The 16,810-nt window shown below is 65.1% G+C and carries 12 protein-coding genes; 7 read left to right on the top strand and 5 right to left on the bottom strand.

Annotated features, from left to right (window positions below; all coding sequences use genetic code 11):
• Positions 1-101 precede the first annotated feature (101 nt).
• Complete coding sequence (gene rsgA / locus N5C28_RS14675; protein ID WP_279823371.1) at positions 102-1,133, top strand: small ribosomal subunit biogenesis GTPase RsgA; 1,032 nt, start codon at positions 102-104, stop codon at positions 1,131-1,133.
• Positions 1,134-1,183: 50 nt separating this feature from the next.
• Here the strand turns inward: rsgA and motB are convergent, their stop codons facing one another.
• Both motB and motA read right to left on the bottom strand, forming a co-directional pair.
• Positions 1,184-2,182: a flagellar motor protein MotB gene (gene motB, locus N5C28_RS14670; RefSeq protein WP_279823370.1), complete on the bottom strand. Its 999-nt coding sequence runs from the start codon at positions 2,180-2,182 to the stop codon at positions 1,184-1,186.
• A gap of 10 nt (positions 2,183-2,192) precedes the next feature.
• On the bottom strand, positions 2,193-3,044 hold the full coding sequence (gene motA, locus N5C28_RS14665; protein ID WP_279823369.1) for a flagellar motor stator protein MotA: 852 nt from the start codon (positions 3,042-3,044) through the stop codon (positions 2,193-2,195).
• 118 nt (positions 3,045-3,162) lie between these two features.
• Between motA and N5C28_RS14660 the strand changes: the two genes are divergently transcribed.
• The 5 genes from N5C28_RS14660 to N5C28_RS14640 all read left to right on the top strand — a co-directional run bounded on the left by N5C28_RS14660 (position 3,163) and on the right by N5C28_RS14640 (position 10,630).
• Positions 3,163-4,683: an HDOD domain-containing protein gene (locus tag N5C28_RS14660; protein WP_279823367.1), complete on the top strand. Its 1,521-nt coding sequence runs from the start codon at positions 3,163-3,165 to the stop codon at positions 4,681-4,683.
• Between the two features lie 81 nt (positions 4,684-4,764).
• Entirely contained in the window at positions 4,765-5,580 is an 816-nt protein-coding gene (locus tag N5C28_RS14655; protein WP_279823366.1) for a rhodanese-like domain-containing protein, read from the top strand.
• Between the two features lie 29 nt (positions 5,581-5,609).
• Positions 5,610-6,482 (top strand): archaetidylserine decarboxylase, encoded by an 873-nt coding sequence (gene asd / locus N5C28_RS14650; protein ID WP_279823435.1) that lies wholly within the window; start codon positions 5,610-5,612, stop codon positions 6,480-6,482.
• A 206-nt stretch (positions 6,483-6,688) separates the two neighbouring features.
• A complete protein-coding gene (locus N5C28_RS14645; protein WP_279823365.1) occupies positions 6,689-8,497 on the top strand; it encodes a molecular chaperone in 1,809 nt (602 codons plus the stop codon).
• A gap of 63 nt (positions 8,498-8,560) precedes the next feature.
• Positions 8,561-10,630 (top strand): EAL domain-containing protein, encoded by a 2,070-nt coding sequence (locus N5C28_RS14640; protein ID WP_279823364.1) that lies wholly within the window; start codon positions 8,561-8,563, stop codon positions 10,628-10,630.
• 57 nt (positions 10,631-10,687) lie between these two features.
• On the opposite strand, the gene serB is transcribed toward N5C28_RS14640, so the two are convergent.
• Complete coding sequence (serB, locus tag N5C28_RS14635) at positions 10,688-11,902, bottom strand: phosphoserine phosphatase SerB (RefSeq protein ID WP_279823362.1); 1,215 nt, start codon at positions 11,900-11,902, stop codon at positions 10,688-10,690.
• Positions 11,903-12,080: 178 nt separating this feature from the next.
• On the opposite strand from serB, the gene N5C28_RS14630 reads away from it, so the two are divergent.
• The gene (locus N5C28_RS14630; protein WP_279823360.1) at positions 12,081-13,634 is read left to right on the top strand and encodes an AhpA/YtjB family protein; all 1,554 of its coding nucleotides are present in this window, start codon (positions 12,081-12,083) and stop codon (positions 13,632-13,634) included.
• Between the two features lie 60 nt (positions 13,635-13,694).
• Here the strand turns inward: N5C28_RS14630 and N5C28_RS14625 are convergent, their stop codons facing one another.
• Both N5C28_RS14625 and parC read right to left on the bottom strand, forming a co-directional pair.
• Positions 13,695-14,402 carry an ABC-type transport auxiliary lipoprotein family protein gene (locus N5C28_RS14625; RefSeq protein ID WP_279823359.1) on the bottom strand — a complete coding sequence of 236 codons (708 nt, stop codon included), beginning with the start codon at positions 14,400-14,402 and terminating at the stop codon, positions 13,695-13,697.
• A gap of 148 nt (positions 14,403-14,550) precedes the next feature.
• Positions 14,551-16,809, bottom strand: a complete 2,259-nt coding sequence (gene parC / locus N5C28_RS14620) for a DNA topoisomerase IV subunit A (RefSeq protein ID WP_279823358.1) — start codon at positions 16,807-16,809, stop codon at positions 14,551-14,553.
• Position 16,810: the final 1 nt, after the last annotated feature.

Below are 16,810 nucleotides of genomic sequence, written 5' to 3'. Positions count from 1 at the left end.
CGCTGAAGATTTCGCGCAGTGTAGCGGCTGGCGCAGGCGGCAGATGTTGCGCGTGCTAGACTCGCGACCGATTTACACCGCAACCGGACAGCAGAACCCCCATGGCCAAACGCCAACTCAGTCGCCGCCAAAGCTGGCGCATCGAAAAGATCCAGGGCGAACGTGCCGCCCGGGCCGCCAAACGCGAGTCCCAGGCCGTGCAGACGCTCGAGGGTGGCGACCTGGGTCCGGAACAGATCGGCCTGGTCATCGCCCACTTTGGCGTTCAGGTCGAGGTCGAGGCCCAGGAAGGCGACGAGGCCGGCCAGGTATTCCGCTGTCACCTGCGCGCCAACCTGCCGACCATGGTCACCGGTGACCGGGTGGTGTGGCGTGCCGGCAACCAGGGCATCGGCGTGATCGTCGCGCAACTGCCGCGCAGCACTGAACTCTGCCGCCCCGACACCCGCGGCCAATTGAAGCCGGTGGCGGCCAACGTCGATCTGATCGTCATTGTCTTCGCCCCCCTGCCGGAGCCGCATGCCAACCTGATCGACCGCTACCTGGTGGCCGCCGAGCACGCGGGCATCCGCCCGTTACTGCTGCTCAACAAGGCCGACCTGATCGACGCGCAGAACGAAGGGCCGCTCAATGCCCTGCTCGGCGTCTACCGCCAGCTCGGCTACCCGCTGCTGGAGGTCTCGGCTCACGAGGGCGACGGCATGGAGCAGCTCAAGCAGCGCCTGGACGGTCACGTCAGCGTGTTCGTCGGCCAGTCGGGTGTGGGCAAGTCATCGCTGGTCAACAGCCTGCTCCCGGGCGTCGACACGCGGGTCGGGGCGCTGTCCGAACTGACCGGCAAGGGCACCCACACCACCACCACCGCGCGCCTGTTCCACTTCCCCGGCGGTGGTGAGCTGATCGACTCCCCCGGTATCCGTGAATTCGGCCTGGTGCACGTCAGCCGCGATGACGTCGAAGCCGGTTTCATCGAATTCAACGAACTACTCGGCCAATGCCGCTTCCGCGACTGCAAGCACGACCGCGAACCCGGCTGCGCGCTGCTCAAGGCCCTGGAAGACGGGCGTATCCAGCCACAACGCATGGCCAGCTACCGCCACATCCTCGCCAGCCTGCCGGAAGACGACTACTGAAACGACAAGGCCGCGACTGATCGCGGCCTTGTTCTGTTCTGGCTTGGGGGCTATTCCCGGGGCTGGTCGAACTGCAGCACCCCTTCCTCGAAGATGTTCAGTCGCTCACGCACCTGATCCGCCGGCAGCGGCGAATCGCCTCCCGACGAGCCCCCGGGCGCCGCCGGCTCTGCCGGTGCATCCGTTGATTCACCGCCGCCCTGCTCGCCCTCGATGGCACGCTGGGCCTTTCTGGTCAGCACGGTGATGTCGATGCGCCGGTTGACCGGGTTGAGCGGGTCGTTGCGGTCGAACAATGCCGACGAGGCGTAGCCGACCACGCGAGCCACTTGGTCCTCTTCATAGCCTCCAGCGACCAGCACGCGGCGCGCCGCGTTGGCGCGGTTGGCCGACAGTTCCCAGTTGCCGAAGTCGCCCGTGCCGGCGAACGGCTTGGCGTCGGTATGGCCGCTGATGCTGATCTTGTTGGGCACGGCCTTGATGGTGTCCACCATGGCCAGCAGGATGTCCTCGAAATACGGCTGCAGGCGGGCGCTGCCGAGGTCGAACATCGGGCGGTTCTCGGCGTCCATGATCTGGATGCGCAGGCCGTCCTGGGTGATCTCGAACAGGATCTGGTCCTTGAAGCGCTGCAGCTGCGGGTCTTCCTCGACCTTGTTCTGCAACTCCTGCAGCAGCAGCTCGAGGCGCTCGCGCTCCAGCTCCTCGGCCATTTCCTCGACCTTGTCCGCCTCGATGTTTTCCTCTTTCTCGCTGACCGACGGATCCTGCGCTTCCGGATTGAGCGTGCGCTCCGGCGACGGCGTAGGCGAGCCGCCCAGGTCGATCACATAGGGACTGGCACTCTCGGAAAAACCGATCGGGTCCTTGAAGTAGCCGGAAATCAGCTTTTTCTGCTCGGGCGTGGCCGAGGACATCAGCCACATCACCAGAAAGAAGGCCATCATCGCGGTGGCGAAGTCGGCGAAGGCGATTTTCCAGGCACCCCCGTGGTGGCCACCTGCAACCTTCTTGACCCGCTTGACGATGATCGGCTGGTTATTCTCCATGATTCAGACGTCAGCTCCCGCGCATCGCCTGTTCAAGCTCGATGAAGCTCGGGCGGTGTGCCGGGTACAGCACCTTGCGGGCGAACTCCACCGCCAGGGACGGCGGCATGCCGGAGGCGGAGGCCACCAGGCCGGCCTTGATGGCTTCGTAGACGTTCAGCTCTTCCTTGGCGTCGTGCTCCAGCGCACCGGACAGCGGGCCGAAGAAACCATAGGACGCGAGAATCCCGAGGAAGGTACCCACCAGGGCGGTACCGACCTTTTCACCGATTTCGGCGTTGTCCGCCTCGGCGAGAATCGACATGGTGATCACGATCCCCAGTACCGCCGCCACGATCCCCATCGCGGGCATGCCGTCAGCCACCTTCGCCACGGCATGGGCCGGGTGCTCCAGCTCTTCCTTGAGGCTGGCCAGTTCCATGTCGAACAGGCCTTCGAGCTCGTGGGGCGCCATGTTGCCCGAGGACATGATGCGCAGGTAATCGCAGATGAACGCGGTCATGCGCTCATCCTTGAGGATCGCCGGGTACTTGCTGAAGATCGGGCTGGCGGCCGGGTCTTCGAGGTCCGCCTCGATGGCCATCATCCCTTCACGCCGGCTCTTGTTGAGAATCTCGTAGAGCAGGCGCAGCACTTCCAGGTAATAGGTGTGGGTGAAACGCGAACTGAACATCTTCAAGGATTTCTTGAAGACCTGCATGAACATGCTGCCCGGGTTGGCCTGCAGAAAGGCACCCAGCGCCGCGCCGCCGATGATCATGACCTCGAACGGGTGAACCAGCGCCATGAACTGGCCGCCAGACAGAATGAACCCGCCGAGCACGCTGGCGAATACAACAATGATGCCGATGATTTTTGCCATAAAAGGAAACTTGCCAGAGCCAGTAGTAAGGGTTTTGCAAAACAACCCTTCTATTTATCGGAAGTTGTGCGCGAGACTATAGCCAGTTAAGGCTAAAAGCCAGCTTGGCTCAACACACATGCCCACAACAGTATCGTCGACACCCCGCAGCATAGACGCCTGGCTCAAGTTCCTGGACAGCCAGCTATTGCCGGTTCCCGCCGACAGCCACCTGCGGGTGCGCCGAGCGCTGGGCGACGATCGCCGTTCGTTACGTGACATTGCCGAGCTGATGCAGGACTGCCCGGCCCTGGCGCTGAGCGTGATGCGCGAGGCCAACCGCAAGGGCAACGAGCTCACCGAGCCGGCGGAAAGTCTCGAGAACGCCCTCACCCGGCTCGGCCTGAAACGAGCCGAGGCACTGCTGGAGCGCCAGCCCGCCTTGCCCCTGGAAGAGATCCCGCTGCCGCTGCGGCAGATCCAGTTGATCAGCCAGCACGCGACCCAACAGGCCAACGGCCTGTTCGCCGGGCGCCTGGCGCGCCTGTGGCAGGAAATCCACTGGAGCAGCCTGCTGTTCCTCGCGCCGCTCTGGTCGCTGCTGGCCGCGCGCCCGGAGCTGTTCGCCATCTGGGAACAACGGGTGCTGGTCAAGGGTGAGCCGACGCTGAAGGTCGAGCGCGAGGTGCTCGGGGTGCCCCTGCTGAAGCTGTGCCTGGCGCTGGCCGAGCGCTGGCGCCTGCCGGAATGGATCACTCAAGGCTACCGGCTGCTGGCCCACGACCGCCGTCTGCTGATCAAGGCGCTGCACATTGCCCACCTCAACGATCACCCGTTGCAGCAGCAACAAAGCCTGGATGCCGATCCCAACCTGCGGCGCTGGCTGACCCAACCCGCCAACAGCATTCTCCTGGCCAATTGCCTGGCGCTGTCGGCCCATCAGTCCTGGGACGGTCCCCATAGCCTGCGCTGGCAACGCCTCACCGGCCTTTACCTGCAAATGCCCCTGGCGGACCTGCAGCAGCAGATTCACCAGCACGCCGCCCAGAGCGCCCGCCTGCAGCCCACCCTGGGCCTCTGGCACCCGGCCGAAGCCCTGCTCTGGCCCTGGGATGCGAGCCACCTGCAACAGGTACAACCCGTTCCGGAGAAGAGCGTCGAAGTCGATGAATGGCGGCAGGCCTGCGGGCAGTTGCTGGCCCAGCCCAGTGCGTTCAGCAACGTGGTGCAGCTCAGCAGTTGCGCCCTCCAGGCCATCCAGGCCTGCGGCATGCAACGGGTACTGGTGCTGCTGGCCGATCGCAACCACACCCGCCTGCTGGTCCAGCAGCATGCCGGCCTTGATCCCGCGCCGACCGGGCTGACCCTCGACCCGCAGAACAGCCAGGTACTGCGCCGCCTGCTGCAGGCGTCTGCGCAGTTGAAGCTGACTCCGGCCAACATCGCCCAGTTCTCCGCCATGTTGCCGGGCTCGCTGAAAGCCCTGTTTCCCACCGAGCACCTGCTGATCCGCTCCGTGGCGGCCAACGGCCGGGTGGTGATGATAGTACTGGCCGACCAGGCCGGCGTCCCGATTGGCGACGCCAGCCTGCAGGCATTCGGCAAAACCGCCCAATGCATCGAGCGCGCCCTGGGCACCTTCGCCAACCGCGGGCGCTGAAACGCCCCGCCACGATCCGGCATCAACAGCCTTCGGCCTTTCCGCTACACTTGGCCCTTTTTCACGGGCGTGAGATCGCGCATGACTGCTTTCACCGACTTGCCTCTGGTCATCGAGCCGGCCGACCTGGCCGCGCACCTGAACGCACCGCAGCTGATCCTGGTGGACCTGACCAGCACCGCCCGCTACGCGGCCGGGCACATTCCCGGTGCGCGCTTCGTCGACCCCAAGCGCACGCAACTGGGCCAGCCGCCCGCTCCCGGCCTGCTGCCGGAAAAGGCGCAGCTGGAACAACTGTTCGCCGAGCTCGGCCACCGCGACGATGCGGTCTACGTGGTGTATGACGATGAGGGCGGCGGCTGGGCCGGACGCTTCATCTGGCTGCTGGATGTGATCGGTCACCACCGTTATCACTACCTCGATGGCGGCCTGCATGCCTGGCTCGCGGAAGAACGCGAGCTGAGCACCGAACAACCCGCCGCCGTCGGTGGCACCGTCGCACTGACGCTGCATGAAGCCCCTACCGCCACCCGTGAGTACCTGACGAGCCGCCTGGGCGCCGCCGACCTGGCGATCTGGGACGCCCGCGGCCCTACCGAGTACAGTGGCGAGAAAGCCCTGGCCGCCAAGGCCGGCCACATCCCGGCCGCGATCAACTTCGAATGGACCGCCGGCATGGACCAGGCGCGCCAGCTGCGGATTCGCCGTGACATGCCGACCATCCTCCAGGACCTCGGCATCACCCCGGACAAAGAAGTGATTACCCACTGCCAGACCCACCACCGGTCCGGCTTCACCTACCTGGTCGCCAAGGCGCTCGGTTACCCTCGCGTCAAGGCCTATGCAGGCTCCTGGGGCGAATGGGGCAACCACCCCGACACACCGGTCGATCGCTGATCGACCCGCGCCCTGCCGACAACCAAGGAATACCGATGAAAGACCGCTTGTTTATCCTCAGCCAGTACCTGCTGCCTCACCACCTGCTGTCGCGCCTGATCGGCTTCGCGGCCGAATGCCGGGTCACCTGGTTCAAGAACCGGCTGATCGCCCTGTTCGCCGGGCACTACAAGGTGGAAATGAAAGAGGCGCAGATCGAAGACCTGACCGCCTTCGAAAACTTCAACGCCTTCTTCACCCGTGCGCTGAAACCCGATGCTCGCCCGCTCGATGCCACGCCGGATGCCATCCTCTGCCCGGCCGACGGCACCGTGAGCCAGCTCGGCAAGATCGAACACGGCCGCATCTTCCAGGCCAAGGGCCACAGCTACAGCGTGGTGGAACTGCTGGGGGGTGATACCGCGGTCGCCGCTCCCTTCATGGGCGGCGAGTTCGCCACCGTCTACCTGTCCCCGCGCGACTACCACCGCGTGCACATGCCGCTGGCCGGCACCCTGCGCGAAATGGTCTATGTGCCGGGCCGCCTGTTCTCGGTCAACCAGCTCACTGCGGAAAACGTGCCGGAGCTGTTCGCCCGCAACGAACGCGTGGTCTGCCTGTTCGACACCGAGCGCGGTCCGATGGCTGTGGTCCTGGTCGGCGCGATGATCGTGGCGTCCGTGGAAACCGTCTGGGCCGGTCTGGTAACCCCGCCTCGACGCACTTTGAAAACTATTCGTTACGACGAGGCCGCACGTACGCCGATCCACCTGGAGAAAGGTGCCGAGCTGGGCCGCTTCAAGCTGGGTTCCACCGCCATCGTGCTGTTCGGACCGGAGCAGGTCACCTGGGCCGAAAACCTCGGCGCCTGCAGCGGCGTGCGCATGGGCCAGCGCCTGGGCAGCGCCCACGCCGCTCAATAAAAGCGCCACGACCGGAGCGGGATCACCTCGCTCCGGTTGAACGGACAGTTCCCCCTATCGGTCAGATATTCAGTGAACGGTGTGCCTCGACCCCATGGCAAACCCATCCTAGAGAGGGCTGCGGCCCTGGTCAGATGCTGCTAGAGTTCGAGGCACTATGACTAGAATGAATTGCCTGACCGTTGGCGTTGGAGTATCCGAGTTAGATGGATAAACAGAGTTCTCACCTGCTACTCCGCGTTCCGGCTCCCAGTAAGCAGAGCCTGTCATTCTGCGATGCCACCCCGCGCGACCTGAAGCGCTGGATCAGTGCCCTGCCGAAAGCCAACATCGGCGAAACAGCCCGTCAGCTGTACCAGGCTCTGGTCGAGCTCAACCAGCTGGTGACCCCATCGGAAAACCGCCTGCAGATGCTCGAGCTGCTGCGGCCTGAGGTGTACTTCGTCTGCAAGCACCTGGAACGCCACTTCCTCAATCAGGCCATCGTGCTCGACGAGCGCCCGCGCAAGGTCGCCAACCTGTGCCAGGCCCTGCAGAACCACCTGGCTGTCGGCTACAAACTCATCATCGCCCGTCTCTCCGCCCAGGAAAGTCGCGAGCGCAACCAACTGCTGGCCGTGGCCCTGCAACGCGCCACCCACAGCCTGTGCAGCCCACTGATTCGCGCCAGCCAGCTCTATTGCCCCGTGCCGGAAGGCTTGTGGCTGGAGCTGCACCAGATCTACCAGATCGCTCGCAAGCGCGCGCTGCACAAGGTGATCATCCGCGATCCGCTGGCCCGTCACACCGACGGCCTGAGCACCGAACAAAGTTACCTGGTGGCCCTGCTACTGGGCTGCGCACGCTGCAACCAGATGCGCCAGAACAGCATCGCGCGCCTGGCCGAGGTACTGGAACCCTGGAGCGCGCTGATCAACCTGCAGGCCGGCGACGCGGCCAACAGCCTGTTCGCCGTGGCCCCGCAGCTGGACGGCCCGCCCCGCTACACCTCGCTGTTCCAGGAAAGCGAGCTGCACCACACCCTCGGCATCGACCCGCAACCGCTGGTCGACGCGATCAAGGAACACCTGCTGCTGCCGGCGGAAAGCCAGGCGCAGTCGCGCCTGTTCGTGCCGGATGGTTTCAGCCTGGATATGCTGCAGCACCTCGGCGCAGCCTGGGGCGACATCTCCGAGCGCACCTTCCAGCGCACCCAGGGCCAGGGCAACCTGACCCTGTGCATCGGCATGACCGCCCTGCATTTCTTCCTGGCCAACAAGCGCCCCTTCAACGAAGTGCTCAAGCTGCCCGTGGAAATCGGCGCCGCCGTGTTCAAGCCGGATACCGGTGCCCCGGACATCTGGTCGAACGCCTTCGATGCCCAGAAGGCCAACAACTGGGAAAATGGCATGCCGTTCGAGGAAATCGAATACAGCAAGCCGGTCGTGGAAGCAGACGGTCTGCAGACTGCCGCGCCCGGTGAAAGCTACCCGACCTTCTCCCTGCCGATCGTCAACCACAGCCCGGGCGGCTACTGCCTGTCCTGGCCGAAGGAAGTCCCCAGCCAGCTGCAGGCCGGCGAATTGCTGGGCATCCAGGACAGCCCGGAACAGGGCTGGAGCGTCGCGGTGGTCCGCTGGATCCGTCAGGTCCGGGGTGGCGGCACCCAGATGGGTATCGAGCTGATCGCCCCCCATGCCCAATCCTGCGGCCTGCAACTGGTGCGCAAGGCCGAGCAGAGCAGCCAGTTCCTGCGTGCCTTGCTGCTGCCGGAAATCAGCGCCATTTCCCGCCCGGCCAGTCTGATCACCCCGCGCCTGCCGTTCCAGGAAGGCAACAAGGTGATGATCAACATCAATGGCACGGAGCGCCGTGCGGTACTCAGTCGCCGGCAGACCAGCACCGGCAGTTTCAGCCAGTTCGAGTACCGCAGCGTGGAGCAGAAACCGGCCGATCACGGGACACCTGTCACAGCCCCGGGAACCCGCGCGCCAAGTGGGGAGGAAGACTTTGACTCACTCTGGAAGTCTCTGTAGATTGCCGACACATCTCCTTTTGTCGCCTTTTCGCGCCCGTTCGGCGCCGATCTGACTTCCGCCATGGCCATCGAAAAAAAAACCATCCGGCTCCTGATTCTCGAAGACTCGCAGAACGAGGCTGAACGCCTCGTCAGCCTGTTCCGTAACGCCGGTAACGCGACCCGGGTGCATCGCCTGACCTCCAGCGATGACCTGAGCGAAGCCCTGCAGCAGAGCTGGGACCTGTTGATCGCCGCACCGAGCAGCGAGCAACTGGACCCGAGCGAAGCCGTCGGCGCGATTCGCCGCCAGGCCAAGGACATCCCCGTCATTCAACTGCTCGCCGACAACGAGTCCGAGAGCATCACCGAAGCCCTGATGCTGGGCGCCAAGGACGCGCTGCCACAAGGCGACGACGAGCGCCTGGTGCTGGTGGCCAAGCGCGAACTGGCCAACCTCGAAGAGCGCCGTGCGCGCCGGGCCGCCGAAGTGGCGCTGCGCGAGGCGGAAAAACGCTGCCAGCTGCTGCTCGATAGCTCGGTGGATGCGATCACCTACGTGCATGACGGCATGCACATCTATGCCAACCGCGCTTACCTCGAACTGTTCGACTACGAAGACGCCGACGAGCTGGAAGGCATGCCGATGATCGACCTGATCGCTGGCGCCGACCAGGGCAACTTCAAGGACTTCCTGAAGAACTACCAGAGCGCCGAAGGCCATGCCGAGCTGGCCTGCACCGGGGTCAAGGCCGATGGCCAGACCTTCCAGGCACGCATGAACTTCTCCCCGGCGACCTACGATGGCGAACCCTGCATCCAGGTGGTCATCCGCGCGGAAACCGGCAACGCCGAACTGGAAGAAAAGCTGCGCGAAATCAGCAGCCAGGACCTGGTCACCGGCCTGTACAACCGCAATTACTTCCTCGAGCTGATGGACGCCGCCGCCGAGCGCGCGGTCAACGCCGGGCAACCCGCCAGCGTGGCCTACATCCGCATCGACCGTTACGCCCCGCTGCTGGCGGAAGTCGGCCTGGCCGGCATCGACCTGCTGCTGACCGACCTGGCCAATTTGCTGCGCGCGCATTTCGCTGGCGAAGCCCAACTGGCACGCTTCGGCGATGACGTGTTCACCGTCCTGCAGCCCGGCCAGACGCCGGAGCAGGCCACTGCGCACCTGAGCAGCCTGCTGAAGAAGATCGAAGGCCACCTGTTCGACGTCAGCGGCCGCACCGCCCAGACCACCCTGTCCATCGGCATCGCCGGCCTCAACGAGACCACGCCGAAAGCCCAGGAAGTGGTCGACCGCGCCCACCGCTGCGCGGACGAACTGAGCGACGGCAACGCCTTGAAGGTATTCAACCCGGCAGACGAGCTGGCCGCCGCCGCCAACCGCGGCAACGTCATCGCCATGGTTCAGCAGGCCCTGGAGAACAACAGCTTCCGCCTGCTGTTCCAGCCGATCATCAGCCTGCGTGGCGACAGCCACGAGCACTACGAAGTGCTGCTGCGCCTGCTCAGCCCGCAAGGCGAGGAAGTGCCGCCCCTGGAATTCCTCAACGCCGCGAAGGAAGCCGGACTGGGCGAGAAGATCGACCGCTGGGTGATCCTCAACTCGGTCAAGCTGCTCGCCGACCACCGCAGCAAGGGCCACAACACCCGCCTGTTCGTGCACCTGTCGAGCGCCAGCCTGCAGGACCAGACGCTGCTGCCGTGGCTCAGCGTTGCCCTGAAAGCGGCCCGCCTGCCATCGGACTCCCTGGTGTTCCAGTTCAGCGAACCCGATGCCATCGCCTACCTGAAACAGGCCAAAGCCCTGACCCAGGGCCTGAACGAACTGCACTGCAAGGTTGCCCTGAGCCAGTTCGGCTGCGCGCTGAACCCGTTCAACACCCTCAAGCACTTGCACATCGACTTCGTGAAGGTCGACGGCTCGTTCTCCCAGGACCTGAGTAAGGCAGAGAACCAGGAAGCCCTGAAAACCCTGCTGGCCAGCCTGCACGCCCAGGCCAAGCTGACCATCGTGCCATTCGTCGAGAGCGCCAGCGTACTGGCGACCCTCTGGCAGGCCGGCGTCAACTACATCCAGGGTTACTACCTGCAGGGCCCGAGCCAGTCGATGAACTACGACTTCTCGGCCGGCGACGAGTAACGATCGTTTCCCCCACAAAAAAGCCGCCCGAGGGCGGCTTTTTTGTGGGCACTGGTTTTACTCCACACCGTCGCGGTCGCGGTAGCCGAGCAGGTAGAGGATGCCGTCCAGGCCCAGGGTCGAGATGGCCTGCTTGGCCGACTGCTTGACCAGCGGTTTGGCGCGGAACGCCACGCCCAGGCCGGCGATGGCCAGCATGGGCAGGTCGTTGGCACCGTCGCCCACGGCAATCGTCTGCTCCAGGCGCAGCCCTTCCTTATGTGCCAGTTCGCGCAGCAGGTCCGCCTTGCGCTGGGCGTCGACGATGGGCTCGACCGCCACACCGGTCACCAGGCCATCGACGATCTGCAGTTCGTTGGCGAACACGTAGTCGATGCCCAGCTTGGCCTGCAACTGCTTGGCGAAGTAGGTGAAGCCACCCGAAAGGATCGCCGTCTTGTAGCCCAGGCGGCGCAGCTCGGTGAACAGGGTTTCCGCCCCCTCGGTCAGGCGCAGCGATGCACCGATGTCGGCCAGCACCGTTTCCGGCAGTCCCTTGAGCAGCGCCAGGCGCTCCTTGAAGCTGGCGGCGAAATCCAGCTCGCCGCGCATCGCGCGCTCGGTGATTTCCGAAACCTGCTCACCGACGCCGGCGGCCTTGGCCAGCTCGTCGATCACCTCGGCCTCGATCAGGGTCGAGTCCATGTCGAACACCGCCAGGCGGCGGTTGCGACGGAACAGCGAATCCCGCTGGAAGGCGATGTCGACGTTCAGCTCCTGGGCCACGCTGAGGAACTCGGCACGCAGCGCCACCGGATCGGCCGGCTCGCCACGCACGGAGAACTCGATGCAGCCCTTGCCCTGCTCGGCCGGCATGTCCAGCGGCATGCGCCCCGACAGGCGGTCGATGTGGTCGATGTTGAGGGCGTACTTGGCGGTGATCGCGCTGACGCGCTGCAGCTGCTCGGCGGTGACCTTGCGGGTCAGCAGGGTAACGATGTGGCGGGCCTTGCCCTGCCCGGCCACCCAATGCTGGTAGTCCGCCTCGGACACCGGGGTGAAACGCACCTGCTGGTCGAGTTTGTAGGCGGTGAACAGCACATCCTTGAGCACAGACGACGCCTGCTCGGTGTGCGGGATCTCGACCAGGATGCCGAAGGACAGCGTGTCATGGATGACGGCCTGGCCGATGTCGAGGATGTTCACCCCGCCCTGGGCCAGGACACCGGTGATGGCGGCCGTCAGCCCGGGACGGTCTTCGCCGGTGATGTTGATCAGGACGATTTCGCGCAAGGCGTACGCTCCAAGGCTCGATGGGTTGTCTGGCACTCCGCCGCCCAGGGCGGCAGGGCCGGAGAAAAGGCGCACATTCTAACCACTTTCGCGGCCATGCGGGCACGCGCGGCGCTTTGCCCTGTGCGGGGTGCTCGCTATACTGCGCGGCAACTCCAGTCGACGAGAGCCGAGCTCTGTGAACCGGCCCGCCCCCGTAAAACCCGATAATTTCTTCCTGCTGCTGTTCAACGCACTGCGCCAGCGTCGCGTGCCGCTGGCCTTGCGCATCGCCAGCCACAGCCTGCTTCTCGTTGCCATGGCCCTGGTGATCTACGCCTGGGTGATCGGCATGCAGTTCAAGCACGCCATGCAGCAGCAGGCCGAAGCCCTGGGCAGCAGCCTGATCACCCAGACCGCCTCCTCCGCCACCGAGCTGCTGGTGTCCAACGACATCCTCAGCCTCAACGTGCTGCTGAACAACCTGGTGAAGAACCCGCTGGTGGCCCATGCGGCGATCTACAGCGTGGACAACCGCATCCTCGCCGAGGCCGGCTCGCGCCCCAGCAAAAGCATGCTGGGCGAGACCGAAGGGCTGTATTCCACGCCTATCACCTTCCAGGAAGTCATCGCCGGCCAGCTGCGCATCAGCCTGGACATGCGCCAGTTCCAGCAACCGATGACCATCAGCCTGCAGAGCATGGGCATTCTCAGCCTGATCCTGCTGGCCCTGGCTCTGTCGCTCAGCCTGCGCCTGGGCCGGCATATTTCCACGCCTTTGTTGCAATTGCGTGTCTGGCTGCGCGATCCGGATGATCCGGCCCCCGGTGCCGGCCGGCAGGACGAGATCGGCGACCTCGCCCGCCAGCTGCAGGCGCGCCTGGTGCCCGAAAAGCCGGAGCCTGAACCGGAGCCGGATGACCTGTACGACGACCTGCACGAAGACGAGCACGACGATACGCCGGAAAACGCCGCCTACCGCGACGAGGCCGATGACGAGCCGTCGTTCGAGGTCCGCGACCTGCATGACGACCGTTTCGACGACCTGCAGGACGACACGCCCGAGCCGGCCTACCGCGCCACCACGGACGAGCACGACCCGTTCGCCGACCTGCGCGACATCGGCGACGAGGACGAACAACCGGTCACCGCACCAACACCAGCGGCAACCCGTGAACCGCAGCAGAGCGCAGTACTGGCCATCCAGCTTGGTGCCCAGGAGCAACTGCGCCGCCTGCCGCGGGCGCGCCTGCTCGACCTGCTGCAGCGCTACCGCGACTGCCTGAACCAGGCCGCGTCGCTCTACCAGGCCGAGCTGCACACCTTGAGCGACGGCAGCAGCCTGATGCTGTTCCACCGCCAGGAGATCGGCGAGGACTACCTGACCCACGCCATCTGCTGCGGCGAACTGATGCGCGCCCTCGGCCATGCCCTGCAGATCGAAGTCGCCGACAGCGGCATCACCCTGCAGCTGCAACTGGGCCTGACCGAAGGCGAGGAGCTCGACGAGCTGAGCCAGGGCGACCTGCTGCTCAGCGAAACGGCGCAGGATGCCCTGGCCCTGTCGCAGCACAGCCGCAACCTGCTGTTGCTGGAGCGCCGTGTCGGCGACGACGCCCTGGTGCGCCAACGCGCCCGGATTCGCGCCATCGCCAGCCCGGAAGGTGCCTGCTGCGTCGAACGCCTGCTCGAGCCCTACCCGTCGCTGCTGGAGCGTCAGCTAGCGCGCATGCACGAAAGCCGTCCACACTGAACGCGTTTGCAACAGACATGAAAAAGCCCGCATCAAGCGGGCTTTTTCATGTCTGGGTGCTTAGAAGCGGAACACTTCAGCGTCGATCCGCAGCGGCTCCGCCACCGGAATCTTCGGCCCTTCCGGCTTCGCGGCCGGTACCACCGGCGCTTTCTTCGGCGGCTGCTCGGCGACAGCCGGAGCCGGCTTGCCGTGGACTTTCACCGCTTCCGCCAACTCGCCCACCAGTTTCTGCATGACCACGCTCTGCGCCCGCACCTGATCGGCGATCGGGCCCTGGTGCGGCTCTTCCAGGCGAACCAGCTCGCCGTCGAGCAGCTCACCGTCCTTGCCCAGCAGGCGCCACTGCGCTTCCAGCACGGCCGGGCGCTGCGGGCCCGAGTCCAGACGGGTAATGGTCAACAAGACCTGAACCTGCGGGGTGAAGCCCGGCGTAGCCGGTGCCAGCACCAGGCGCTGGCTGTTCAGGCGCGCGGACAACTGGCGCAGCAGCTGCTGATCGATATCAGTGGCCAGGCTGCCAGCCCAACGGGCATCGGTCGCCGCAGTCAGGCTGCCATCAGCCTGGCGCTGCAGCAGCGCCTCACGTTGCAGGTAGTCGGCAATCGATACCGGCCCCAGCAGAACGGCCGGGCCGTCCTTCTCCGTCTCAGTCGCGACAGTCCCGCTGTCCAGCTGATACAGGGGTACGGGCTGGTACCGCGTACAGCCGGCGAGGCCGAGCACGCCAGTCAGCATCAGTACCAGGGGAAGACGAACTGCAGTCATCATTCTCATCCAACCGGTGCGAAAAAAACCGGCAATAAAAACAGGGAAAGCCCGCACATCGGCAAAACCGATGAACGGGCAGTCGCGTATCATCCTTCAAAGTGCAGCCTGACTCCAGCGTTGCGCGACGGAAAAAGCGCTCCAGGCCTTATGCCATCACCTCTACAACGAGGCTGTCAACGCGCTGGAAGCCGCGCGGCAGTTTGTTGCCACGGCGCCCGCGCTCACCCTTGTAGTGCTCCAGATCGTCCGCCCGCAGCGACAGGGTACGCTTGCCAGCCTGCAAGACCAGCGTTGCGCCCACAGGCAGCACCGCCAGGTCGGTCAGGTATTCCTCTCGACTGGCAACCCGCTCGCCCGGGATGCCAATGATCTTGTTGCCCTTACCTTTACCCAATTGCGGCAGATCGGCAACCTTGAACAGCAGCAGGCGACCTTCGGTCGTCACCGCGGCCAGCCAGTCTTCCTCACGATTGGCCAGCGGCTTGGGTGTGACCACCCGTGCGCCGGACGGCAAGCTGAGCAGCGCCTTGCCCGCCTTGTTCTTGGCCTGCAGGTCCTCGCCCTTGACCACGAAGCCATACCCGGCATCGGAGGCGATCACGTAGAGCGCGTCATCGTCCGGCAGCATCACGCACTCGAAGGTCGCGCCCGGCGGTGGCGTCAGACGGCCGGTCAGCGGCTCGCCCTGACCCCGTGCCGATGGCAACGAGTGAGCGGCGAGCGAGTAGCTGCGCCCGGTGGAGTCGATGAACACCGCGTACTGGTTCGAACGGCCCGGGGCCGCCGCCTTGAAGCCGTCGCCGGCCTTGTAGGAAAGCCCGGTGGCGTCGATATCGTGGCCCTTGGCGCAGCGCACCCAGCCCTTCTCCGAAATCACCACGGTGACCGGCTCGGTCGGCATCAGCTCGGTTTCCGACAGCGCCTTGGCCTCGGCCCGGGCGACGATAGGCGAACGGCGGTCATCGCCGTACTTCTCGGCGTCTTCGAGGATTTCCTTGCGCACCAGCTTCTTCAGCTTGGCTTCGCTGCCGAGCAGGGCCAGCAGCTTGTCGCGCTCTTTGAGCAACTCGTCCTGCTCGCCGCGGATCTTCATTTCTTCCAGGCGGGCCAGTTGGCGCAGGCGGGTGTCGAGGATGTAGTCGGCCTGGATCTCGGTCAGCTGGAAGCGTTCGATCAGGCGCGCCTTGGGGTGATCCTCAGTGCGGATGATGTGGATGACTTCATCCAGGTTGAGGAAGGCGACCAGCAAACCTTCCAACAGGTGCAGGCGCTTCTCCACCTTGTCCAGGCGGAACTGCAGGCGGCGGCGCACGGTGAGCAGACGGTATTCCAGCCACTCGCGCAGCATCTGGCGCAGGTTCTTCACCTGCGGCCGGCCGTCCAGGCCGATCACGTTGGTGTTGACCCGGTAGCTGGACTCCAGGTCGGTGGTGGCGAACAGGTGGGTCATCAGCTCATCGGCATCGACCCGGTTGGAGCGCGGGATGATCACGATGCGGCAGGGGTTTTCGTGGTCCGACTCGTCGCGCAGGTCGGCGACCATCGGCAGCTTCTTGGCCTGCATCTGCCCGGCGATCTGCTCCAGCACCTTGGCCCCGGAGACCTGGTGCGGCAGCGCGGTGACGACGATGTCGCCGTCTTCGACGCGGTACACCGCGCGCATGCGCACGGAGCCACGGCCGGTTTCGTAGATTTTCAGCAGGTCGGCACGCGGGGTGATGACCTCCGCCTCGGTCGGATAATCCGGGCCGAGAACGTGTTCGCAGAGCTGCTCGACCGTGGCATCCGGCTGATCGATCAGGCGCACGCAGGCCGCGGCGACTTCGCGCAGGTTGTGCGGCGGCACGTCGGTGGCCATGCCCACGGCGATGCCGGTGGTGCCGTTGAGCAGCAGGTTGGGCAGGCGCGCCGGCAGCGTCGCCGGCTCGTTCAGGGTGCCGTCGAAGTTCGGCACCCAGTCCACGGTGCCCTGGCCCAGCTCGGTGAGCAGCACTTCCGAGTAGCGCGACAGGCGCGCCTCGGTGTAGCGCATGGCGGCGAAGGATTTCGGATCATCCGGCGCACCCCAGTTGCCCTGACCGTCGACCAGGGTGTAGCGGTAGCTGAACGGCTGGGCCATCAGAACCATGGCCTCGTAGCACGCCGAGTCGCCATGGGGGTGGAACTTGCCGAGCACGTCACCCACGGTACGGGCGGACTTCTTGTGCTTGGAATCCGCGTCCAGGCCCAGTTCGCTCATGGCGTAGATGATGCGGCGCTGCACCGGCTTGAGACCGTCGCCGATATGCGGCAAGGCACGGTCCATGATCACGTACATGGAGTAGTTCAGGTACGCCTGCTCGGTAAAGTCGGCAAGGGAACGACGTTCGACGCCGTCCAGGCTCAAATCGAGGGATTCGCTCATG

It is taken from the genome of Pseudomonas sp. GD03944, assembly GCF_029839275.1.
Classification (GTDB): domain Bacteria; phylum Pseudomonadota; class Gammaproteobacteria; order Pseudomonadales; family Pseudomonadaceae; genus Aquipseudomonas.
The sequence above is the reverse complement of the archived record's forward strand: the minus strand, read 5'-3'. Positions and strand labels throughout refer to the sequence as shown.